General features: G+C 71.3%; 23 protein-coding genes. 11 read left to right on the top strand and 12 right to left on the bottom strand.

Annotated elements, in window-relative coordinates:
• From A5711_RS19075 to A5711_RS19055, 5 genes are all read right to left on the bottom strand, one after another.
• On the bottom strand, window positions 1-2,839 hold a 2,839-nt coding region (locus A5711_RS19075), incomplete at its 3' end, for an HAD-IC family P-type ATPase (RefSeq protein WP_156744996.1).
• Window positions 2,840-2,889: 50 nt separating this feature from the next.
• Window positions 2,890-3,339: a hypothetical protein gene (locus A5711_RS19070; protein ID WP_067949214.1), complete on the bottom strand. Its 450-nt coding sequence runs from the start codon at window positions 3,337-3,339 to the stop codon at window positions 2,890-2,892.
• Window positions 3,340-3,552: 213 nt separating this feature from the next.
• On the bottom strand, window positions 3,553-4,374 hold the full coding sequence (locus A5711_RS19065) for an exodeoxyribonuclease III (protein WP_067949212.1): 822 nt from the start codon (window positions 4,372-4,374) through the stop codon (window positions 3,553-3,555).
• A gap of 19 nt (window positions 4,375-4,393) precedes the next feature.
• A complete protein-coding gene (locus A5711_RS19060) occupies window positions 4,394-5,146 on the bottom strand; it encodes a GCN5 family acetyltransferase (protein ID WP_067949210.1) in 753 nt (250 codons plus the stop codon).
• Entirely contained in the window at window positions 5,146-5,739 is a 594-nt protein-coding gene (locus A5711_RS19055) for a peptide deformylase (RefSeq protein WP_067949208.1), read from the bottom strand. Before A5711_RS19055 ends, A5711_RS19060 begins: the two co-directional genes overlap by 1 nt.
• 202 nt (window positions 5,740-5,941) lie before the next feature.
• On the opposite strand from A5711_RS19055, the gene A5711_RS19050 reads away from it, so the two are divergent.
• From A5711_RS19050 to A5711_RS19020, 7 genes are read left to right on the top strand one after another with little or no spacing between them, the layout of a single operon-like run.
• Complete coding sequence (locus A5711_RS19050; protein WP_007167558.1) at window positions 5,942-6,250, top strand: DUF3263 domain-containing protein; 309 nt, start codon at window positions 5,942-5,944, stop codon at window positions 6,248-6,250.
• Window positions 6,251-6,268: 18 nt separating this feature from the next.
• Entirely contained in the window at window positions 6,269-6,742 is a 474-nt protein-coding gene (locus A5711_RS19045; protein WP_067949206.1) for a LytR C-terminal domain-containing protein, read from the top strand.
• A 28-nt stretch (window positions 6,743-6,770) separates the two neighbouring features.
• Window positions 6,771-7,490 carry a superoxide dismutase family protein gene (locus tag A5711_RS19040; RefSeq protein ID WP_067949204.1) on the top strand — a complete coding sequence of 240 codons (720 nt, stop codon included), beginning with the start codon at window positions 6,771-6,773 and terminating at the stop codon, window positions 7,488-7,490.
• On the top strand, window positions 7,480-8,610 hold the full coding sequence (locus A5711_RS19035; protein ID WP_067949202.1) for a glutamate--cysteine ligase: 1,131 nt from the start codon (window positions 7,480-7,482) through the stop codon (window positions 8,608-8,610). Before A5711_RS19040 ends, A5711_RS19035 begins: the two co-directional genes overlap by 11 nt.
• Window positions 8,610-9,236, top strand: a complete 627-nt coding sequence (locus tag A5711_RS19030; protein WP_067949199.1) for an LON peptidase substrate-binding domain-containing protein — start codon at window positions 8,610-8,612, stop codon at window positions 9,234-9,236. The genes A5711_RS19035 and A5711_RS19030 overlap by 1 nt, the downstream gene beginning before the upstream one ends.
• 16 nt (window positions 9,237-9,252) lie before the next feature.
• Window positions 9,253-10,275 (top strand): TIGR03617 family F420-dependent LLM class oxidoreductase, encoded by a 1,023-nt coding sequence (locus A5711_RS19025; protein WP_067949197.1) that lies wholly within the window; start codon window positions 9,253-9,255, stop codon window positions 10,273-10,275.
• Entirely contained in the window at window positions 10,272-11,084 is an 813-nt protein-coding gene (locus tag A5711_RS19020; protein WP_067949195.1) for an enoyl-CoA hydratase/isomerase family protein, read from the top strand. The genes A5711_RS19025 and A5711_RS19020 overlap by 4 nt, the downstream gene beginning before the upstream one ends.
• On the opposite strand, the gene A5711_RS19015 is transcribed toward A5711_RS19020, so the two are convergent.
• The 3 genes from A5711_RS19015 to A5711_RS19005 form a co-directional block, all read right to left on the bottom strand.
• On the bottom strand, window positions 11,038-11,964 hold the full coding sequence (locus A5711_RS19015) for an SDR family NAD(P)-dependent oxidoreductase (protein ID WP_067949194.1): 927 nt from the start codon (window positions 11,962-11,964) through the stop codon (window positions 11,038-11,040). The two genes, A5711_RS19020 and A5711_RS19015, sit on opposite strands and share 47 nt — an antisense overlap.
• 115 nt (window positions 11,965-12,079) lie before the next feature.
• Window positions 12,080-13,507 (bottom strand): MFS transporter, encoded by a 1,428-nt coding sequence (locus A5711_RS19010; protein ID WP_231987506.1) that lies wholly within the window; start codon window positions 13,505-13,507, stop codon window positions 12,080-12,082.
• Between the two features lie 162 nt (window positions 13,508-13,669).
• On the bottom strand, window positions 13,670-14,461 hold the full coding sequence (locus A5711_RS19005) for a DUF2867 domain-containing protein (protein ID WP_067949190.1): 792 nt from the start codon (window positions 14,459-14,461) through the stop codon (window positions 13,670-13,672).
• 21 nt (window positions 14,462-14,482) lie between these two features.
• On the opposite strand from A5711_RS19005, the gene A5711_RS19000 reads away from it, so the two are divergent.
• Window positions 14,483-15,079 (top strand): TetR/AcrR family transcriptional regulator, encoded by a 597-nt coding sequence (locus tag A5711_RS19000; protein WP_067949188.1) that lies wholly within the window; start codon window positions 14,483-14,485, stop codon window positions 15,077-15,079.
• Here A5711_RS19000 and A5711_RS18995 read toward each other — a convergent pair.
• The 3 genes from A5711_RS18995 to A5711_RS18985 are packed head-to-tail and all read right to left on the bottom strand — an operon-like array spanning window position 15,053 to window position 18,809.
• Window positions 15,053-17,230, bottom strand: coding sequence for an AAA family ATPase (locus A5711_RS18995; RefSeq protein WP_067949186.1), 2,178 nt, complete (start codon window positions 17,228-17,230; stop codon window positions 15,053-15,055). The two genes, A5711_RS19000 and A5711_RS18995, sit on opposite strands and share 27 nt — an antisense overlap.
• Entirely contained in the window at window positions 17,227-18,090 is an 864-nt protein-coding gene (pssA, locus tag A5711_RS18990) for a CDP-diacylglycerol--serine O-phosphatidyltransferase (RefSeq protein WP_067949184.1), read from the bottom strand. The genes A5711_RS18995 and pssA overlap by 4 nt, the downstream gene beginning before the upstream one ends.
• On the bottom strand, window positions 18,090-18,809 hold the full coding sequence (locus A5711_RS18985) for a phosphatidylserine decarboxylase (RefSeq protein WP_067949182.1): 720 nt from the start codon (window positions 18,807-18,809) through the stop codon (window positions 18,090-18,092). Before A5711_RS18985 ends, pssA begins: the two co-directional genes overlap by 1 nt.
• A gap of 65 nt (window positions 18,810-18,874) precedes the next feature.
• On the opposite strand from A5711_RS18985, the gene A5711_RS18980 reads away from it, so the two are divergent.
• Complete coding sequence (locus A5711_RS18980; protein ID WP_067949180.1) at window positions 18,875-20,071, top strand: MFS transporter; 1,197 nt, start codon at window positions 18,875-18,877, stop codon at window positions 20,069-20,071.
• Here A5711_RS18980 and glp read toward each other — a convergent pair whose 3' ends face one another.
• The gene (gene glp / locus A5711_RS18975) at window positions 20,072-21,277 is read right to left on the bottom strand and encodes a gephyrin-like molybdotransferase Glp (RefSeq protein ID WP_067949178.1); all 1,206 of its coding nucleotides are present in this window, start codon (window positions 21,275-21,277) and stop codon (window positions 20,072-20,074) included.
• Window positions 21,278-21,351: 74 nt separating this feature from the next.
• Between glp and A5711_RS18970 the strand changes: the two genes are divergently transcribed.
• A complete protein-coding gene (locus A5711_RS18970; protein WP_067949176.1) occupies window positions 21,352-21,825 on the top strand; it encodes a VOC family protein in 474 nt (157 codons plus the stop codon).
• Entirely contained in the window at window positions 21,816-22,625 is an 810-nt protein-coding gene (locus A5711_RS27730; RefSeq protein WP_231972118.1) for an NAD(P)/FAD-dependent oxidoreductase, read from the top strand. The genes A5711_RS18970 and A5711_RS27730 overlap by 10 nt, the downstream gene beginning before the upstream one ends.
• Window positions 22,626-22,656: the final 31 nt, after the last annotated feature.

The raw sequence follows: 22,656 nt of genomic DNA, 5'->3' as shown, positions 1-22,656 counted from the left end.
CCTCGGCCACCCGCAGCCGGTTCTGGCTGAGCGTTCCCGTCTTGTCGAAGCAGACGACGTCGATGCGGCCGAGCGCCTCCACCGAACGCGGAACGCGCACCAGCGCGCCGAACTTCGTCAGCCGCCGCGCCGACGCCGCTTGCGCGAGGGTCGCCACCAACGGCATTCCCTCGGGAACCGCCGCGACGGCGATGGCGATGCCGCTGGCGACCGCCTGGCGCAGGACCGAGCCCCGCACCAGCCCCAGCACGCTGACCAGCGCGCCGCCCGTCATGCTGACCGGGAAGGCCCGGTTGGTGAGCTGGCTGAGCTGGTGCTGCAGACCGATGTCCGACGACAGGTCACCGGACACCAGCTCGGCGGCGCGGCGTTCCTGGGTGTCCGCCCCGACCGCGGTCACCACCGCCACCGCGGTACCCGCCACCACCGTCGTCCCGGCGTACAGCATGCAGCGGCGCTCGGCCAGCGCGGCGCCGGGGGTCGGCTCAACCTGCTTCTCCACCGACAGCGATTCACCGGTCAGCGTCGACTCGTCGACCTCGACGTCGACCTCCTCGAGGATCCGGGCGTCGGCGGGCACCACCTCGTGGGTGCGCACCTCGATGACGTCGCCGGGCTGCAGCTGCGCCGCGATGACGTCGGCGTACACCCGATCCCCCTCACCATCAGCGAGGACCTTGCGTGCTGGTGGAATCTGTTGTGCAAGAAGGTGATTCAGCCGGTTTTCGGCGCGCAGCCGCTGGCTGGCCGCCAGCATGGAGTTCCCGGCCAGCACCGAGAAGACCAGGACGGCGTCGACCGGCGAGCCGAGCACCGCGCTGGCCGCCGAGCCCAGCGCCAGCACGGGGGTCAGCGGGTCGGTCAACTCGGCGCGGACGGCGGAAACGAACTGCAGGAAGGCATGCGCGCGCGTTTCGGGCCGCGGGGCGCCGAGGGCGGCCAGCGCGAGTTGCCTCGGATCACCTTCGGGTTCGGGCTCCGAGTCCGGAGCCGGCAACGCCCGGCGGACGTGCTCGACCGCCGTCGCATGCCATTCCTGTACGGGGGCCGGGCGCGGGGTGTCCGCCTTGAGGATGCCGCGCGCCAACAGATATCCCGACATCAGACCGGCGGCCGCGCCGCTTGTCACCGGCCCGCGCCCGATGCCGCGGACTCCCGGGATCATCAGCAGTGAGCCCATCGCCGTCGCGCCGGCCGAGATCCCGACGCCGCGTTGGGCGGCGGCCCGGGCCGCCGGGAGCGCGTGCAGTACCCGCCAGGCGGCCGACAGGTCGGGCAGCAGCAGATCGGCATACCACGGCGGCGGGCCGGCGCCGGGCTCGGGCATCATGCCCAGCGCCACGTCGGCCGACCAAATCGCCTGCGCCCCGGGCGATGACAGCACGGCGACCGTGCGGCCCGCATCCTGCAGATCCGCCACGGCGCGGCCCAGGGCGTCGTCGATGGACCCCCGCTGCAGCGGCCTGATCTCGTCGAACGCGGGGCGCAATTCACCCAGCGAATCGTCCTGCACCGAAACCAATTCGGATCCCGTCCGGTGCGCCTCGGCGACAACGGCCGATGCCAACGGATCGTGCGTGAAGCAGAACAGCGCCTCCACCGTGGCCGTCGGCTCGCTGGCCGAGATTCCGGGCACCGGGTGCCAGCCCGGCCGCAACCGATTCTTTTCCAGCATCAGCTGGGCGCGCGACCACGCCGCGGACAGCTCGGCTTCCCGGGCGCCGCGGATGAGCGACACCCGCAGGTTCGTGGTGCACAACACCCGCGGGTCGATGACGATCGCGTCCACCCGGTCCAGGCGGCGCAACGCCTCCGGACGCAACGACAGGACCGCGTGCCGGTCGGCCAGCCCCTGCCCGAGCGCCGCCGCGAAGGCCTCGGGCGTGGTGCGGTTGGCCGCCGGGGTGGTCACCAGGACGGCCAGGGCCGCCTGGTGCAGGTTGCGGGTGGTGGCGCCGACGACCCCGGCGCTGATCGCCTGAACGAGCGCGAATCGGTCGCCGTGGTGATCGGCGGGGCGGCCGCGCGGCGGCTTCGACCCCGCCGACGCGTCAGTGCGCGGATGATCGGCGTGCCCGGCCAGCTGCGGCTCGTGCTGGACCCAGGCCCGCGCCTCCGCGCGGCATTCGGCGGCTTTCAGCGACTGCATCAGCAGACCCACCGACAGCGACGCGGGAGACAGCGTGAGGGTTTCCGCGGTCGTCACCGCCAGCGCGAGCACGGTGTCGGTCGCGGGCCGGCCGATGCGGTCCTCGAGCAGGCGGCGCAGCCACGGTTGGTAGTCGACGGCCACCACGGCCGCCAGGACGCCGATGGGCATCCGTGGCCAGCGCAGCGCCCGCCCGGTCAGCGCTATGGACAGCCCCGCCGCGCTGGCGGCCGCGGTGGCGGCCCGGGTCGCCAGCACCACCCCATCGCCCGGCAGGCTCGTCGGGGGCGGCGCCGGCTTCACGACTTTTTTTGGGGCGCAATGCTTCTCGGCGGCATCGACGATGTGGCACAGCTCCCGCAGCGAGGTGTCCGCGTCATCGATGGTGACCACCACACGCGACAGTGGGTAGTTCAGGGCCGCCGACGCGATCCCCGGATGGGCCAGCAGCGCGTCGAGCACGGCGCGGCCGAGCTCGCCGTCTGGGGCGCCGTCCAGCCCGCGCACCTCGATCCAGGCGCGCTCCTGGCCGCGCCAGCAGCGCCGGCTCAGCGTTGCCGGTATGTCTCGGGGCAGTTCGCCGGAGATCGCCCGGGCGCCTTCGCGCAGCGGAATCGCGGCGATGGTGATGCCGGCCTCGACCAGCGAAGTGGTCGCCTGGACACCCGTCGCGACGGCGCGCAACGGCATGGATCGTCGTATCGCGGTCGCAATGCTCAAAGTGTTTTCGAGCAGTCCCGTTAGTTGGTGCTACGCAACTGGGCGCTGCCGGCCCGGCGTGCGGCGGCCTTCTTGGCCGTCGACTTGCCGGCCGCTTTCTGCGGTGGGGCCTTTTGCGGAGCGGCCTTCTGCGGCGCCGGCTCGACCGGTACCGCCTTGAGGCTCGCCTTGGTCGGCTCGCGCTTGCGGCTCAGCCGTTGCAGCAGGAGGGCGCTGCCGCCGACCGCCAGCAGCACGGGCCACTCGACCAGACCGGCGACGCCGAGCGCACCGAAGGCGACCGCCGCCGCCGGGGCCGAGTGGCTGCCGGTACTCATTCCCTTTTTGACGCCCTCGGCGGCTCCGGTGACGCCACCGATTACTCCGTTGACCGCCGCGCCACCCACAGCGCCGGCGGCCGCGGTCGTCGTGGCCGCCGCGCGACTCACCGCCTGACCCACGCCTCGGACCGCTCCGCCGATGACACTCATGCTGACTCCCTGGCTTTCATGCCCTTGCCGCGAACCCGCGTCATCAGCGAGGAATACCCACTGAACGCAGCGTTAACAGCAAAACAACACTGTTTGTCGCTTCTAACGAATCAAAGCCTGCCACCTCGCAAACGCGCAGACAACGAGCAGCCGCATTTAATTTGCCTGAGCTTAACCCGGTTGTGATTACGGCGCGAACGCAGAAAACGCGATTTAGCCTTGCCTTACGTCGATCTGCACCGGGGCGTGATCGCTCGCGGCCTTCCCCTTGCGCTCCTCACGGACGATCTGGGCGTCCGTCACCCGTTCGGCCAGTTTCGGGGAGGCGAGGATGAAATCGATACGCATGCCTTGCCGTTTCGGGAACCGCAACTGCGTGTAGTCCCAGTAGGTGTACACGCCCGGCCCGGGCGCGAAAGGCCTTACCACGTCGGCGAATTGCGCGTCGACGATGGCGCCGAACGCGCGGCGCTCCGGCTCGGAGACGTGGGTGGCGCCGACGTAGAACTCGGTGGACCAGACGTCGTCGTCGGTCGGGGCGATGTTCCAGTCACCGGCCAGCGCGATCTGCGCGGTGGGCTCGTCGCGCAACCAGCCGGCCGCCGTATCACGCAGCGCGGCAAGCCATTCCAGCTTGTAGGTGTAGTGCGGATCACCCAGCGCGCGGCCGTTGGGCACGTACAGGCTCCAGACCCGGATGCCGCCGCAGGTGGCCGCCAGCGCACGGGCCTCGGCCGTCGCGGCCACCTCCGGCTTGCTGCTCCAGGTGGGCTGGCCGTCGAAGCCGATCTGCACGTCATCGAGACCGACGCGGGAGGCGATCGCCACGCCGTTCCACTGATTGAAGCCGACATGGGCCACCTCGTAGCCGAGTTCGAAAAACGGCAGGGTGGGAAATTGGCCGTCGGAACACTTGGTCTCCTGCATGGCCAACACGTCGATGTCGGCACGGGCCAGCCAGTCGACGACGCGGGGCAGGCGGCTGCGAATCGAATTCACGTTCCAGGTGGCCAGCCGGAGGCGCCCTTGGGGCATGGCTAGACCGTATCCCAGGCTAGCGGGCCGGAAAGTAGCGGCGGCGGTGGTGCGCCCGAAAGCCGAGCGCGTCGGCGAGCGCCATCGAAACACCGGTGTCCGGGACGACGAGGTATCCGCGAGTGGCGCCGCGCGCCGCGGCCCAGGCCAACAGCGCCTCGCACGCGGCCGCGGTCGCCGGGTCCTCGGCTTGCTTCGGCGACAGCCCCACCCACCGCGTGCCGTCGGGCGCGTCGGTCACGGCCACCCGAGCAAGCTCCAGCTCTCCGCCGCTGGCCGGTTCGGCCGAAGGGGAGACGTCGCGCACCAACACGCGTTCGGTGTGTTCTGCGCGCAGCCCCGGTGGCAGCGGCAACAAGCGATCCGGAATCGCCAGCCGCGGCGTCAGGCCGCGGCTCTCATACCAGGCCGCGATGGCCGCGACGGTGCCCAGGTGCGCCGAAACATCGAGCGGCACAGCGTAATCGACGCCATCCCCGGCGCGCAGCAGCCAGCCCTCGAGCCAGGCGCGTTCCCTCCCGGGCGACGCGGCGGCGGCCGCGTGCTCGAGTGCCCGGATCTCGGAGGTGCGTACCGGCGCGTCGGTCAGGACCCGCAGCGCGACCACGTCGTCGGCCGCCACCTCTACGACCGCGCCGGTCTTGGTCCGAACGCGCACCACCGGCTCGACCGCCAACAGGTGTCCCACCGCATCGGTCAGCGGCGGGATCGAGCCTTTCGCGCGCCGGTAGCGAAGCGTCACCCGCGTGCCCGGCTCCGGCCACGAGAACATCAGTGGCCGAAGGGGTCCGGCCCTTCGCCGGGCAGCCACGACAAGCCCGGGACGCCCCAGCCGTGGGACTTGACCGCACGCTTGGCGCTGCGGGCGTGGCGACCGATCAGGCGGTCGAGGTACAGAAAGCCGTCCAGGTGACCGGTCTCGTGCTGCAGCATCCGCGCGAACAGGCCGGTGCCCTCGATTTCGACCGGCTTGCCGTCGGCATCCAGGCCCGTGACCCGGGCCCAGGTGGCGCGGCCGGTGGGGAACGACTCGCCGGGGACCGAGAGGCAACCCTCGTCGTCGGTGTCCGGGTTCGGCATGGTCTCCGGCACCTCGGAGGTCTCCAGCACCGGGTTGACCACCACGCCGCGGCGGCGGTCGGTCCGGCCGCGGTCGTCGGCGCAGTCGTAGACGAAGACCCGCAACGCGACGCCGATCTGGTTGGCGGCCAGGCCGACTCCGTGCGCGGCGTCCATGGTTTCGTACATGTCGGCGATCAGCCCCGGCAGATCCGCCGGCAGCGACCCGTCGGCGCCCACGGGCACCGGCTGCGTCGGGGTGTGCAAGACCGGATCCCCGACGATCCGAATCGGTACGACTGCCATGGTCGGCTAAGCTACCGCACGCCCGCGCGCCTCGAAGCCGGCCATGTTCGCTCGGGCAATCTGAGCCAATCGGCCGACTCGCGGGTCTGGATGACGGCTTGAGGGTTTGCGCCGTGGTTCAATATTCGCCGAAACACGCCCTCAGGTAAGTCAAGTCATCTAGAGCAGCCGAGAATCGCCGGAAGGGTCCAGGGGAAGCTATATGGACAGCGCCATGGCGCGGGCAAATCGATCGGGGGACGATGCCGAGATCGCAGATGGCCTCACCCGCCGCGAGCACGACATCCTCGCCTTCGAACGTCAGTGGTGGAAATTCGCGGGCGTAAAAGAAGAAGCAATCAAAGAGCTGTTCTCGATGTCGGCGACGCGCTACTACCAGGTGCTCAACGCGCTCGTGGATCGGCCGGAGGCGCTGGCCGCCGACCCGATGCTGGTGAAGCGGTTGCGGCGGCTGCGTGCCAGCCGTCAGAAGGCGCGGGCCGCGCGGCGCCTCGGCTTCGAGGTGACCTGACTCGCTACAGTGGGCTCGATGAAAGAGCGAGTCCCCGACTCCACGGGGCTGCCCCTACGGGCCATGGTGATGGTGCTGTTGTTCCTGGGGGTCATTTTCCTGCTGCTCGGCTGGCAGGCGCTGGGGTCGTCCGGCAGCTCCGACGAGGACTCGTCGGCGGCCGTCTCCACCTCGACCACCACCAGCTCCGCCACCCCTACCAGCACTAAGCCCGCGGGCAACCGGTCCGAGGTCCAGGTGTACAACATCTCGGCCAAAGAGGGCGTCGCCGCCCACACCAAGGATCAGCTCACGACCGCCGGGTTCAACGTCACCAAGGTCGACAACATGACCGTGCCCGACGTGTCGGCCACCACGGTCTATTACACCGACGCCGATGACGAGCACGCGACCGCCGACGCGGTGGGCAAGGCACTGGGCGCGCCGGTCGAACCCCGCATTCCCGCGCTGGCCGGCCAACCGCCCGGGGTCATCGTCCTCGTTACGGGCTGACGACCGCCGGAGCGGTTAGGCTTCCGCTATGCCTCAGCTCGCTGGTCGCCGCACTGCCGCCGTCGCCATGTCCGCGCTTTCCGCAGCCACTTCCGTCGCCCTGCTGGGGGCGTGTTCGTCGCCCCAACACGCCTCGTCCTCGCCGGGCACCACGCCGGCGGTGTGGACCGGGTCGCCGGCGCCGGCGGGAACCGGGACCCCGGAGGGTGGGCCGGTCGCTGCGCCGTCGGGGCCGAGCATCGTCACCCACCTGAAGGCGCCCGACGGCACCCAGGTCGCGACCGCGACCTTCCAGTTCAACAACGGCTACGCCACCGTCACCATCGAGACGACGGCCAACGGGGTGCTGACGCCCGGCTTCCACGGGGTGCACATCCACAAGGTCGGCAAGTGTGAGCCCAACTCCGTGGCCCCGACCGGCGGTGCGCCGGGTGATTTCCTGTCCGCCGGTGGGCACTTCCAAGTGCCCGGGCACGCCGCCGAGCCCGCCAGCGGTGACCTGACCTCGCTCCAGGTGCGCAAGGACGGGTCCGCGATGATGATGACCACGACGGACGCGTTCGCCATGGACGACCTGGTCTCCGGCCAGAAGACCGCGATCATCATTCACGCGGGCGCCGACAACTTCGCCAACATCCCGCCGGAGCGCTACAGCCAGACGAACGGAACACCGGGGCCCGACCAGACGACGATGACCACCGGTGACGCCGGCAAGCGGGTCGCGTGCGGTGTAATCGGTGCCGGCTAACAGGGCCCACGCGCGTATCGATTTCGCCCGTTCACCGAGGCCGACCCTCGGCGTGGAGTGGGAGTTCGCGCTCGTCGACGCGCAGACCCGCGACCTGAGTAACGAGGCCACGGCGGTCATCGCCGAGATCGGCGAAAACCCGCGCGTGCACAAGGAGTTGCTGCGCAACACGGTCGAAGTCGTCAGCGGTGTCTGCCATTCCACGTCAGAGGCGATGGAGGATCTGCGGCAGACCCTGGGCCCCGCGCACCGGATCGTCCGCGACCGAGGAATGGAGTTCTTCTGTGCCGGCGCACACCCGTTCGCGCAGTGGTCGACCCAAAAGCTCACCGACGCACCCCGGTACGCCGAACTGATCAAGCGCACCCAATGGTGGGGACGCCAGATGTTGATCTGGGGCGTACACGTGCACGTCGGGATCTCTTCGGCGCACAAGGTGATGCCGATCATGACGTCGTTGCTGAAGTACTACCCGCACCTGTTGGCGCTGTCGGCATCCTCGCCGTGGTGGACCGGCGTGGATACCGGGTACGCCAGCAACCGCGCGATGATGTTCCAGCAGTTGCCCACCGCCGGGCTGCCGTTCCAATTCCAGACCTGGGCGGAGTTCGAGGGCTTCGTCTACGACCAGAAGAAGACCGGCATCATCGACCATGTCGACGAAGTCCGTTGGGACATCAGGCCTTCGCCGCACCTGGGCACGATCGAGGTGCGGGTGTGTGACGGCGTGTCCAACCTGCGGGAGCTGAGTGCGCTGGTGGCGTTGACGCATTGCCTGGTGGTCGATTTGGACCGCCGGCTGGAAGCCGACGAGACGCTGCCGACCATGCCGCCGTGGCACAACCAGGAGAACAAGTGGCGCGCCGCCCGCTACGGGCTGGACGCGATCATCATCCAGGACGCCGACAGCAACGAGCGGCTGGTCACCGAGGATCTCGACGACGTGCTGAATCGCCTTGAGCCCGTGGCCAAGTCGTTGCACTGCGTTGACGAGCTGGCCGCGGTGGCCGAGATTCCCCGCCGGGGCGCCTCGTACCAGCGGCAGCGCCGGGTGGCCGAGGAGCACGACGGCGACCTGCGGGCCGTCGTCGACGCGCTGGTGAGCGAGCTGGAGATCTGATGGAGCTGGCGATGTTCCCGCTGGAGTCGGCGCTGCTGCCCGACCAGGACCTGCCGTTGCGGATCTTCGAGCCGCGCTACGGCGCGCTGGTACGGCATTGCCTCGACACCGGCGACCCGTTCGGCGTGGTGCTGATCTCCCGGGGCCGCGAGGTGGGCGGCGGCGACGCCCGCTGCGATGTCGGCGTGCTGTCCGAGATCACCGAATGCGTCGAGCACGGCGCCGGTCGCTACTCGATGCACTGCCGGACCGGTGAACGGATCCGGGTGTCCGAATGGCTGCCCGACGATCCCTACCCGCGGGCGACGGTGACGCCGTGGCCCGACGAGCCGGGGGACCCGGTCACCCTGGCGCAGCTGCTGGAGGTCGAGGACAAGGCGATGGCGCTGTTCGAGCGGATCGCCGACGCGCGCGGCGTGGCGCTGCCGGACCGCGCGGACCTGCTGGGCCCCGCCACGGCCGACGATCCCGGACAACGCCTGTACGCGTTGGCATCTCGCATCCCGATCGGCACGGCCGACCGGTACACGGTGCTGTCGGCGCCGTCGGCGGCCGAGCGCCTGGCCGCGCTGCGCGAGGCCCTGGCCGCGGTCGCCGAGGTGGTGGAGTTCCAGCTCTCCGAATAGTCCGATAGGGGATTGCATGAAGGTTCAGCTACAGGTCAACGGCTCACCGGTGGATGCGGCGGAGAGCGCGGCCGACATCGCCGCGACCGGAGCCGACGGCCTGTTCACCTTCGAGGGCCAGCACGATGTGTTCTTCCCGCTGATCATCGCCGCCGGCACGACCAACCTGGAGCTGATGACCAACGTGGCGATCGCCCCGCCGCGCAGCCCGCTGCACCTGGCGCACGCCGCCTACGACCTGCAGCTCTACAGCGGCGGCCGGTTCCGGCTCGGCCTGGGCTCACAGGTGAAGGCGCACATCGAAAAGCGTTACGGCAGTAAGTGGGAGCGGCCCGCGGCGCGGATGGCCGAAACCGTCGCGGCGATCAAGGCGATCTTCGCGGCCTGGGAAGGCAAGCGCCCGCTGGACTTTCGCGGCGAGTTCTTCACCCACACCATCATGGCGCCCAACTTCAACCCGGGGCCCAACCCGTTCGGGCCGCCGCCGGTGCTGCTGGGCGCGCTGGGCCCGGTGATGACGCGCACCGCCGCCGAAGTGGCCGACGGGCTGCTGGTGATGCCGTTCAACAGCGCCCGCCATTTCGCCGAGCGCACCGTCCCCGCGGTCGCCGACGGGCTGCGCCGCGCGGGCCGATCCTCCGACGGATTCCAGATCATCGCCCAGGCCATGGTCGCCGTCGGCCGCGACGAGGCCGACCTGGCCGCCGCGGTCGACGGTGTGGCAGCGCTCATTTCGTTCTACGGGTCGACCCCGGCCTACGTGCCGGTGCTGGAGGCCGAGGGGTGGGCCGACGTCCAGCCCGAGCTCAACGCCCTGTCCAAGCAGGGCCGCTTCGCCGAGATGCGGCGGCTGATCGGCGACGAGATGGTGGCCCGGATCGGCATCGTAGGCACCCCGGAGCAATGCGCCGAGCAGATCGCCGCCCGGTTCTCCGAGCACGCCGCCGAGGTGTGCTGCTACTTCCCCGGCTACACGCCGCGCACCGCGGACGTCGCCGACCTGATCGGTGCGCTGCACCGCGCCCCGGTCCTGCGATGAGCCCCGATCTGACCGTCGACGTCGATGCGGGCGTGGCGGTGCTCACGCTCAACCGGCCCGAGCAGCTCAACGCCTACACCGCCGAGATGGGCGCAATGCTGAGCCGGGCGTACGCCGAGTGCGACGGCGACGACGACGTCCGGGCCATCGTCGTGACCGGCGCGGGCCGCGCGTTCTGCGCCGGGGCCGACTTCTCCGGCGACACAAGCCCATTCGAGGCGCCGACCGCGGAGTTCTCGGCGTCGCCGATCAGCCCGGCGGCATTCGAGTTGCGCAAGCCGGTGATCGCCGCCCTCAACGGCCACGCGATCGGCATCGGCCTGACCATCGCCCTGCAGGCCGACCTGCGCATCGTCGCCGAGGACGCCAAATACGGTGTGGTGCAGGTCCGCCGGGGAGTGCTCCCCGACTGCATGTCGCACTGGACGCTGGCGCAGCTGACCACGCTGGGGGCGGCCGCGGACATCCTGCTCACGGGGCGAACATTCGGCGGGGCCGAGGCCGTGGCGCTCGGCATCGCAAACCGGGCGCTGCCGGCCGGCCAGGTGCTCGACCACGCGGTGGAGCTGGCTCGCGACATCGCCGTCAACGTGGCGCCGATGTCGGCGGCGCTGTGCAAGCGGCTGCTGTGGGACACCGCGGTCAACAACTACACCCCGCGGCAGGTCGCCGCGCTGGAAACACGGCTGCACCAACGCGTCATGGGCAGCGCGGACGCGCGCGAAGGGGTGGCCGCCTTCCGCGAGCGCCGGCCGCCGTCGTTCACGTCGCGGCTGTCCCGCGAGTGGACCCCACTCCCGGAGACGTGAGCTTCTCCGAGATCTCCCACCACTGGTCCGCGCGCCGCTCGTCGCGAGCGTAGGGGGCCGGTTCGCTGATCCCGCAGTCTTCGAGATACAGCCCCCCGCGACCGGCGAGCTCCGGGCTGACCGCCGCCCACACCTGGGTGGCCGCTCCGCGGTCGGGCGTGGTGACGTCGAGCCGCTCGCCCGTCGGTTTACGCAGCCGCGAGAAGTCCGCCCGGGACATGTGCCGGGCGAGCGAGGTGGCCACCGTGCCGGGATGGACGGCGTAGGCCCGGATTCCGTCGTCGCGCAGGCGCCGGTCCGCTGCCACGGCGTGCAGGATGTTCGCCGTCTTCGACGCGCCGTACGCGGCGAACTTGTCGTACTCGCGGCGCTCCCAGTTGGGATCGTCGAAGTCGACGTCGCCCATGATGTGGCCCGCGGACGACAGGTTGACGATCCGGGCCCTGCCGGCGGCGGCGAGCTGCGGCACCAGGAGCCGGGTCAGTTCGAAGTGCCCGAAATGGTTGGTGCCGATCTGCATCTCGAATCCATCGCTCGTCCTGCCGAACGGTGTGAACATCACGCCGGCGTTGTTCATCAGAACGTCGATGGCCGGGGCGATGTCGCCGATCGCGGTCGCCGCCGCCCGGACGCCCGCCAGCGTCGTGAGGTCGAGCTCGACCGCCGACGTCCGCGCGCCGGGCACCTCGGCCGCGATCCACCCTGCCGCCTCCGAAAGCGCCGCCGGGTTGCGGGCGGCCAGGACGACGTGCGCGCCCGCGGCGGCCAGCGCGCGGGCCGCCTCGCGCCCCAACCCAGATGACGCGCCGGTGATCACACAGACCTTGCCGGACAGGTCGATTCCGTCGACGACGGCCAGCGCGGTCGGTGGCTCGGTCATCTGGCCAACTGCCACAGGGGAATCACGACCGATTCGATGGTGTCCTGCGTCATGGCGAGCGCCACGTTACACGCGTCGGCTCAAATGCTGACTACGGCAATCCGCCTGTCAGCGCTCAAGCCGCGCTCGAAGCCGGCGCGATCGAGACCGGGCGCTCCCGGACCGCATCCGAAACGGGCTCGGCCGAAGCGGGCGCGTTCCTGATGCCGAGGCCGCCGACGACGGCGCCGATGAAGAACAGCAGCGCGCTGACCTCCAGCAGCCGGGCAAAGCCGGCGTCGGTCATCCTGTTGGCGGTGATCACTCCCACGCAGGCCACGGCGATCAGCGCGGACGTCCGCCCCGTCGCGTTCTGGATCGCGGCGGCGATCCCGCTGTGCGCGGACTTGACGGCGGACAAGTTGACCGTGGTCAGCGGCGTGATCGCCAGGACCATGCCGAGGGCCAGCAGGATCCTGCCCGGCAATACGTCTGTGACGACGTGCAATTGGTGCGCGGTGGGGCCGATGAGCAGCAGCCCCGCCCCGGCCAGTGCCGGGCCCGCGATCAGGAAGATCCTCGACCCGAACCGTGCGGCCAAGCCGCCGACTCCGCGGGCGAACAACAACGACATGATGGGGCTGGGCAGCGTGACTAGGCCCGCGGCAGTGGCCGAATACCCGGCGACCTCTTGTATGTACAGACCGATCGCCAACGAGCCCATCGTGATGCCGCCGTAGACGAACGCGGTGAGCAGGTTGGCTCCGGCGAAATTGCGGGTCGTGAACAGGCTGAGCGGCACCATCGGGTGCGCCGTGCGGCGCTGCCACGCCACGAACGCGAGCAATGCCGCGACCCCCGTCACCAACGCGGCGTCGACCCGGGCGTCGCCCCATCCCCGTCGGCCCTGTTCGATCAGCGCATAGACCGTGGCGGACAGGCCGATCGCCGAGAGCGCGGCGCCTACCACGTCGAGGCGGGCGCGTTCGGTGGGCGCGGGCACCCGGCGCAGCCAATACGTCAAGGCGAAGCCGACGGCCATCGGGATCGCCGACAGAATGTAGATCCAGCGCCAGTTCAGGAAGTCCACGGCCAGCCCGCCCAGCAACGGTCCCACCGCAAAGGCGCTGCTGGTCCAGGCCGTCCAGGCCCCGATCGCCGCGGGCCGCCTCGCGACATCGAACGACGAGTTGATCAGAGCCAGCGAGCCGGGGACCAGAAAGGCGCCGCCCAGCCCCTGTACGAGGCGCCCCGCGATCAGCATCGCCGGGCTACCCGCCGTAGCCGCCAGCATCGAGCCCGCTCCAAACGCCGCCAGCCCGAAGCGCATTACCGGGATTCGCCCGAACAGATCGGAGATCGCGCCGCCCGGCAGGACCGTGGCCGCCACGGCGAGCAGGTAGCCGTCGACGACCCATTGCTGCGTGCACATCCCGCCGCCGATGTCACGCGCCGTGGCCGGCAGCGCCAGATTCACGACGGTGCCATCGAGGAACGCGACCATCGACACCATGATCGCCACCGTCATCACCCGCGTCGTCGGAGCGACATCGCGGAATCTCACGAGTGATGCGGGGATCATCGCGCCGGCGCGTTGTTCATGGGCGCTTCTCCTCGAAGGTGCCGGATCGCATCGAGCCCATTCGGGCCGGATGCTCCCTAGTAGCCAACCGGGTTACGCCTAATCCGACGTTCGTCGCGGGCGATAGGTTCACGCCCGCGCGTTTCAGCGGTGGGCCATCCGAGTAAGGCCTCGACCGGCGGCGCGCTCGAGCATTCGCGGCGCCACGGCCCGGTGCAGCGGCCCGATCACGGCCCAGACCGTTCGGGCGCCGAGTCTGCGGCGGTACTGCACGCGGGTGGTGAGTGCGGCCCGGCCGTCCTGGCGTCGCAGCGTCAACTCGCCGCGCATGAGCGGTCCGCGCGCGGTCAGCACGAGGTCGTCGCGATCCGAACGCGCGATCGTCCAGCCGATGATGTGCTCGGGCGACGAATACGGCCCGAGGCGGAATCTCAACACGTGGCGGTGGATCCACGGGACGACGCCGCCACCCGCGCCCCGCCCGACCGCATCGCGGAACGTCTGCTCGGCGGTGCGTGAGTCACCCTGCGGGAGAGGGACTTCGAAGACGTCGGTGTAGTCGGCGCGCCCGGCGGCCGCCGCAATGCGGTGCAGGGTCCACCGCGTGACGACGGCGTGCGCACCGGTGCCGATGACGAGTGCCCGGTAGGCCTTGCCGTGCACGCCAGGGAAGGCCGCCCAGGTCCCGGCGCGCACCCGGGTGCACCCCGCCCCCGCGTCCTCCAGCTCGAACACCCAGCGGTACACCGCGAAGGGGTGCCGGCCCTTCAGCGCGAACCGCTCCGGCGGGCGCGCCTCGTCCAGCGCGAAGCCAATCGGCACGGCCGACGGGTCGCCGGGGTCCCGGCACATCACCCGCAGCAGCGCGGCCCACGTGTCGTCGCGATCCGCGTCGACGGTTATGGCATGCTCATCGATATAGGGTAATCGTTCCATATAGAAGGAATGTACTAGATCATGGCGCCTCCGCGGAAGCATGAAACCGATGTGATCCTCGACGCCGCCCGGGCGCTGGTGCTCGATGGCGGGCCGCGCGCGGCGAGCGTCGCCGCCATCGCCAAGACCAGCGGTGCCCCCGCGGGCACGCTCTATCACCGGTTCGGCAATCGCGACGGCATCCTGACGGCGGCGTGGCTGCGCGCGCTCGAGCGGTTTCAGGCGCGGGCCCTGGCCGCCGACGGCGAAACCCCGGCGGACACCGCAGTCGCCATGGCCGTGGCAGCCGTCAGCTTCGCGCGCGAGCTGCCCGACGACGCCCGGCTGTTGCTGACGATCCGGCCCGGCGACCTGCTCGACGAGGAACCCGACGCGGAGTTCCAGCGGGCGCTCGCCGCGATGAACGCGCCACTGACCGAGCGGATCGCGGCGCTGGCCCGGGACCTGTACGGCAACGCCAGGCCCCGGTCCGTCGACGCCGTCGCGCGGGCCGTCGCGGACCTGCCCTACGCGGTGGTGCGGCGCCATGCCCGCGACGACCCGATGCCCAACTGGCTGGAGAACGACGTCGCGGCGTCGGCGCTGGCGGTGCTACGGAGCTTTGGCGAAGGCGCGTAGCGACTCCACCTGCGTGGGATCCAGTGACGGGCGCACGATTTGGCGCGCGGCCGCGATGTCGGCGGCCGTCACGTCGGTGGCGTCGATGGACCGCCGCATCGCGGTCAGCGCCGCCTCGCGCAGCAGCGCCACGCAGTCGGCGGCGCTGTAGCCGTCGAGCCCGGCGGCCACCTCGTCGAGGTCGACGTCGTCGCTCAGCGGGACGGATTTGCCCGCGGTGCGCAGGATTTCGCGGCGGGCGGCGGCGTCGGGCGGTTCGATGAAGACGTGCCGCTCCAGCCGGCCCGGCCGCAGCAGCGCCGGGTCGATCAGGTCGGGCCGGTTGGTGGCGCCCAGCACGACGACGTCGCGCAGCGGGTTGACGCCATCGAGTTCGGTCAGCAGCGCGGCCACCACCCGGTCGGTCACGCCCGAGTCGAAGCTCTGCCCGCGCCGCGGCGCCAGCGCGTCGATCTCGTCGAGGAAGACCAGCGACGGGGCGGAATCGCGAGCGCGCCGAAACAGTTCGCGGACAGCCTTTTCCGAGCTGCCCACCCACTTGTCCATCAGCTCGGATCCCTTGACGGCGTGCACGGACAGCTGCCCGGTGCTGGCCAGCGCGCGCACGACGAAGGTCTTGCCGCAGCCGGGCGGCCCGTACAGCAGCACGCCACGCGGCGGTTCGACACCCAACCGGGCGAACGTGTCGGGATGCTGCAGCGGCCACAACACGGCCTCGGTCAGCGCCTGCCGGGCCTCGGCCATGTCGCCGACGTCGTTGAGCGTGACATTGCCGACGGTCACTTCCTCGCTGGCCGACCGGGACAGCGGCCGGATGACGGTCAGCGCGCCGAGCAGGTCGTCCTGGTTCAGCTCGGGTGGCCGGCCGTCGGTACTGGCGCGCGAGGCCGCGCGCAGCGCCGCCTCCCGCAGCAGCGCGGCCAGGTCCGCAACCACGAAACCCGGTGTGCGCGCGGCGATCTCGTTGAGATCCAGGGCGCCGGCCGGCACCGATTTCAGCAGCGACTCCAGCAGCGCCTTGCGGGTGCCGGCGTCGGGCAGCGGCAGGCTCAGCTCCCGGTCGCACAGGTCCGGCGCGCGCAGCCGGGCATCGAGCTGGTCGGGCCGCGCGGAGGTGGCGATCAGCGCGACGCCCTCGGTCGCGACCGCGGTGCGCAGCTCGCCCAGGATCAGGGCGGCCACCGGCTCGGGGGTGGCCGGCAGCAGGGCGTCGACGTCGGTGATGAGCAGGACGCCACCGCCCTCGCGGACGGTCTGCACCGCCGAACTCACGGTCTTGAGCCGGTCTTCCGGCGTCAGCGCGCCCACCTCCGGGCCGTCCAGTTTCACCAGCCTGCGGCCGTCGCACACCGCGCGCACCAGCGTCACCTTGCCGACGCCGGCCGGACCCGACACCAGCACGCCGAGGTTGGCGCCCGCGCCGAGCGTCTTGAGCAGGTGCGGTTCGTCGAGCGCGAGCTTGAGCCATTCGGCGAGCTTGGCGGCCTGCGGCTGCGATCCCTTGAGCTCCTCGACGACGGTCTCGGGGCTGGCGACGTCGACGAAGTCCTGCGACAGCGCCACCCCGGACGGCACGCCGACACCCCAGGTGACCAGCGAGTTGGGCTGCACGCTGACCGGGCCCGCGGGGTCGACGCCGGTGACCGTCAACAGCTCCGAGGTCCAGCTGATGCCGACCGAGGCGGCCAGCGCGCGGGCGGCGGCCGACGTCGAGAACGGCGGGCCCAGGTCGCGGGGCAGCAGCGACACCGCGTCGCCGACGGTCAGCACCTTGCCGAGCAGGGCCTGCCGCAACGTGACCGGCGAGATCGACTGGTGGGCCAGCGACGAGCCGGACAGCGTCACCGATCGCGCGCCGTAGACGGTGACCGCGCCGACGATTACCGGGGTGCCCTCGCGCAGCCCGGCGTTGGACAACGTCACGTCGTCGAGCAGTGCCGTGCCGACCGGGGTGTCCGGGCCGGCGAGGGCCGCCACCGCCGCCGTGGTCCGCGAGCCCGTCAGCGCCACCGCGTCCCACTCCCGAATGCCGAGCGCGGCAATCGCGCTCGGATGCAACCGGACCACGCCGCGGCGCGAGTCGACGGCCGAGGTGTTCAACCGCGCGGTGAGCGTGAGCTGACGGGCCGCATCCTCGCCCGGTGAGCTCATGGCAGGCGCCCACCCGGTTTGCGCAGACCGAGCCGCGCCATCGACCGGCGGTTCGGTTGCGCCCGGCGGATCGCTCGCCGCGCGGCGCGGCGCTGCTTGGGCTTGTCGGCCCACGCCTCGGGGTGCGCGGCAAGCCAGCGCTGGTTGCGGACCGCGAACGGCACGTGGCACAGGTAGGCGATGATGATGACCCAGATCAGGACGTACGGCGCCAGCACCGCGGCGGCCGCGCAGATCGCCAGCAGCGCCAGCAGTGGCGCGGCCCAGCTCGGCGGCACCGCCGCGGCGTGCATCTTGCGCATCGGGATCTTGCTGATCATCAACATCGACGTCCCGGTGATCCAGATGCACAGGAACGTCGTCGAGGTCCACCAGCCCTCGCCGAACTGCAATTTGAGGCCGATCAGCCCGATCATCGACACCGCACCCGCCGGCGCGGGCATGCCGACGAAGAACTCGTGGGTGTAGGCGGGCTGACTGCCGTCCGCCTGCAGCGCGTTGTACCGCGCCAGCCGCAACACCACGCACACCGCGTAGAGCAGGATGACCACCCAACCGGCCGGCGACTTCCCCAACAGCGTCACGTAGAGCACGATCGCCGGCGTCACGCCGAAGTTCACCGCGTCGGCCAGCGAGTCGATCTCCTCGCCCATGCGCGACTGGGCATCCAGGATGCGGGCCACCCGGCCGTCCAGGCCGTCCAGGATGGCCGCCGCGGCGATCAACGCCATCGCCGCCTTCGGCTGGTGCTCGAGGGCGAACCGGATCGAGGTCAGGCCCGCGCAGATGGACAACACGGTCATCGCGCTCGGCAGGATCTGCAGGTTGACCGACGGCCTGCCGCGCGGCTTGCTGATCATCACAGCTCGGCCAGCACGGTTTCGCCGGCGATGGCGCGCTGCCCGACGAGGACCAGCGGCTCGGCGCCCGGGGGCAGATAGGTGTCGAGCCGGGAGCCGAACCGGATCAGGCCGTAGGTGTCACCGATGGTCAGCTTGTCGCCGACGCGCGCGTCGCAGATGATGCGCCGCGCCAACAGCCCGGCGACCTGCACCGCCACCACCTCCGCGCCCGTCGCCGTCCGGATCCGCAGACTGGTGCGTTCGTTCTCGGTGCTCGCCGAGGCCAGATCGGCCGACCCGAACCGGCCGGGCCGGTGCTGCATCGCGATCACCTCGCCGCTCACCGGCGCGCGCTGCACGTGCGCGTCCAGCAGCGACAGGAAGATGCTGACGCGCGGGAGCGGCGCGTCGCCCATGCCGAGTTCGGCGGGCGGGGCGGCGGAATCGATCACGCACACCACCCCGTCGGCGGGCGCGACGACCGCGCCCGGCCGGGTCGGCGGGACGCGCGGCGGGTGGCGGAAGAACCCCGCGCACGCGCCGGCCGCGAGCAGGCCGGCCCGCCGGATCCACCGGTGCCTGCGGCCGGCCAGCGCCACCGCCAGGCCGCCGGCGATGAACGGGCGGCCGGCCGGGTGTACCGGCGGAATGGTCGAGCGCACCAACTCCAACGCGTGCTGCGGGCTGAACGTTGGGTCCTCGGCCGTCGGGCCGATAGGGCGGGGGCGTCGTGCCACGCGGCCATCTTACGAAAGGCGCGGCTGGTTGGTTCGGGCCCGCAGGGGGAACGCCCACCTTCGACATGCATCCGAATGACGATTGGGCGCCGCGGCTGCGCCCGGCGAAGATCGCCGTCACCGCCGTATTCATCGCCCACGCCGTCGGGTTCTCCTCGTGGGCCGCCCACATCCCGGCCGTCAAGGCCGACCTCGGCCTGTCCGACGCGGCGCTGGGGACGGCGCTGTTCGGCGCGCCCCTGGGGTCGGTCGTGGCCACGCTGGGCAGCCACTGGGCGCTGCCGCGCTGGGGCAGCCACCGGCTGATCCCCGTGACGGCCGCCGGCTACGCCCTCGCGGGCACGACGGTGGGGCTGGCCCGGTCCGGGCCCTGGCTGTTCGCGGCGCTGGCGTTGTGGGGGATGTTCCAGGGCGGGCTGGACGTCGCGATGAACACCCAAGCGGGCACGGTCGAGCGCCTGGCGCGGGCGCCGATCATGGCCCGCTTCCACGGCATGTGGAGCCTCGGTGCGCTACTGGGCGCCCTGATCGGCGCGGCGTGCGTGAGCGCTGGCGTCGATCTGACGCCGCAGCTGGCGGCAGTCGGGCTCGCGGTCCTGGTCGTCGTCGGGGCGCTGACCCGGCGGCTGATCCCGGACCGGGCGGGCGCGGCCGCGGCGTCGCCTGGCAGAGGGGCCTGGCTGACACCGGCGGTGGCGATCCTTGCGGCGGTGGCCTTCGTGTCGTTCCTGTGCGAGGGCGCCGCCACCGACTGGTCGGCCAACTACCTGCGCAACGTCGTCGGCGCGGGTCCCGGGATCGCCGCGTTGAGCTACGCGGCCTACACGCTGACGATGGTCGTCACCCGGTTGGGCGCGATACGCCTGCACGCGCGGGTGTCGGCCCGCCGGTTGCTGCCGGCGCTCGCGCTGTTCGCGGCGGCGGGCATGGGCGTGGCGCTGGTGACCGCCAATCCCGTTGTCAGCGTTGTCGGATTCGCCTGTCTGGGGGTCGGCGTGGCGCTGCTGGTGCCCACCGCGTTCAGCGCCGCCTACGGCGCGGGCGGTGCGGGATCGGCGATCGCCATCGTCGCGGCGACGGGCTGGCTGGGCTACCTGCTGGGGCCGCCGCTGATCGGCCACCTGGCCGATCGGGTCGGACTGGCCGCGGCGCTGGTGACGATCCCGGTGCTGATGACCGTGATCGCCGTCGCCATCCGCTGCGCCACCGCCTTCGACCGGGCCGACGAATTCCACCGGCAGGTGGCCACCCCCGCGGGCTAGCTAGGTGAGATCCCACACCTGCAGCTCGGTCCCTTCGGACACCTCGACGACGTCCTCGGGGATGTCCAGCAGCGCGTTCGCCGACGCGAGCCACCGCAGGTGGTGCGAGGCGGGCGGGCCGTAACTGGTGACGGTGCCGGCGTCGCGGTCCAGCACCGCGCGGCGGAACTGCCGCTTGCCGCCCGGCGAGGTCAACGACTCGGTGAGCACGGCCGCCCGGTGCGAGCGCTCCGGGTCGGGCAGGCCCATGGCTTTGCGCAGCGCGGGCCGGATGAACACCTCGAACGACACCAGGGCGCTGACCGGGTTGCCGGGCAAGGTGACGATCGTCGCGCCGGCCACCCGGCCGATCCCTTGCGGCATGCCGGGCTGCATCGCCACCTTGACGAACTCCACGCCCTGGTCACCCTCGCGGCCGAACGCGTCCTTGACCACCTCGTAGGCGCCGGCGCTGACCCCGCCGCTGGTGATGATCAGGTCGGAGTCGGCCGCGTAGCGGTCCAGGATCGCGGTGAACTGCGCGACGTCGTCCTCGGCGGTCGCGACAGCTACCACGTCGGCGCCCGCGTCGCGAACGGCGCCGGCCAGCATGATCGAGTTGGACTCGTAAATCTGGCCCGGCCGCAGCGGGCTGCCGGGCGCGACCAGCTCCGACCCGGTCGATAGCACCAGCACGCGTTGGCGCGGGAGCACCGGCAGCTCGGCCATTCCCAGCGCCGCGGCCAGGCCGAGCACGGCCGGGGTCACCACCTGGCCGCGCCGCAGGACGGTGGTGCCGGGGGCGACGTCCTCACCCGCACGCCGGATGTGCTTGCCCGCGTCGCGCGGCGCGCGGATCGCCACGACATCCACGCCGCCGTCGGTGTCTTCGACGGGCACGACGGCCGTCGCCCCGGCGGGCAGCGGCGCGCCGGTCATGATGCGGTGCGCGGTGTTCGGTTGCAGCGTCAACGCGTCGGTGCGGCCGGCGGGGATGTCCTCGGCGACCTCCAGCACCACCGGGTGCTCGGGCGTGGCGCCGGAGGTGTCCTCGGCGCGCACCGCGTATCCGTCCATCGCGGAGTTGTCGAAGACCGGTAGCGCCAGCCGTGCGACCACGTCGTCGGCCAGGACCAAGCCCTGCGCCTCGGCCAGCGCGGTGGTGGCCGCCGGCCGGGGACGGATCAATTCGGCTACGACGCGCTGATGTTCTTCGACCGACCGCACCCGGCCATTATCGGCCGGTCGGATTTTTCAAACCGACCCCGGTGAGTCCTGCGGGCCGACGTAGAGTCGAGAACGTGATTACCGGTTTGGCCCACACCGGGGTGTGTGTTCCGGATTGCGAGGCCGCCGTGGCGTTCTACCGAGACGTGTTGGGCCTGCATGTGCTCTCGCCGCCGTACGTGATGACCGGTAATGCCATTCGCGACGACATGGGCGAGCTGGTGTCCGACCCCAGCATGAAGGCGGCGATCGTGGGGTTGCCGGGCGACGGCGATCGCGTGCTCGAGGTCATCGAATACCTCGGCGCCGACGGGCGCGCCGGCGACCGGGCCCTCACCGATCACGGGCTGTCCCACGTCGGGCTCATCTGTGCGGACCTCGACGCCACCCGGGCGGAGCTGGAGAGCAGGGGCGTGCGCTTCCTGACCAAGGGAACCGCGGAGGTCGCGCGGGTCCGCACCACGTGGTTCGTCGACCCCTGGGGTGTGGTGTTCATCCTGGTGGAGAAGAGCCGCCCGCAGCGACCCTACTTCGCCCAATGGGGGTGAAGCCGACCGTCGGGATCATCGGCGCGGGCGCCGGTGGCATTGCCATGGGCATCCAGCTGGCCCAGGGCGGCTACGAGTTCACCATCTTCGACCGGGCCGACGGATTCGGCGGAACCTGGCGCCACAACACCTTTCCGGGCGCGGCGTGTGACGTCCCGTCGCACCTGTACTCGTATTCCTTCGCGCCCAACCCGCGGTGGAGCAAGACGTACGCCAACCAGCCCGAGATTCTGGCGTATCTGGAAAAGGTCGCCATCGACCACGGGCTGGGCGCGCGCCTGCGGGCCAACACCGCGATTGCCGCCGTGCGCTGGTCGGACGCCCGGCGCCGCTGGACGCTGACCGACGGCGACGGCCGCGAGCACGAATTCGACGTGGTGGTCAGCGCCGTCGGGATGCTCGACGTGCCCCACATCCCGGACATCCCCGGGTCGCGGCGGTTCCGGGGCCGGCAATTCCATTCGGCCCGTTGGGATCACAGCAAGCCGACGGCCGGGGAGCGGGTGGCGTCCATCGGGACCGGCGCCAGCGCGATCCAGTACGTGCCCGCGATCGCGCGAAAGACCGCGCACCTGACCGTGTTTCAGCGGACACCGATCTGGATCGCGCCCCGATTCGACTTCCCGTTCACGCCCGAGCAGCAGGAGGAGTTCCAACGCCACCCCGAGACGGCGCGGAAGCTGCGCGACGAGGCCTTCGACGCCTACGAGTCGTCCAGCTTCGACGTCGCGGCCGACCAGACGCGGGAGGCCACCGAGCTGGCCCGCAGCTCGGGATCGGCGACCTTGCGCATGAGGTAGCTGCGGGCCAAGCTGATGCCGGACTATCCCG

Source organism: Mycobacterium sp. E2238, assembly GCF_001672665.1.
Taxonomy (GTDB): domain Bacteria; phylum Actinomycetota; class Actinomycetes; order Mycobacteriales; family Mycobacteriaceae; genus Mycobacterium.
The sequence above is the reverse complement of the archived record's forward strand: the minus strand, read 5'-3'. Positions and strand labels throughout refer to the sequence as shown.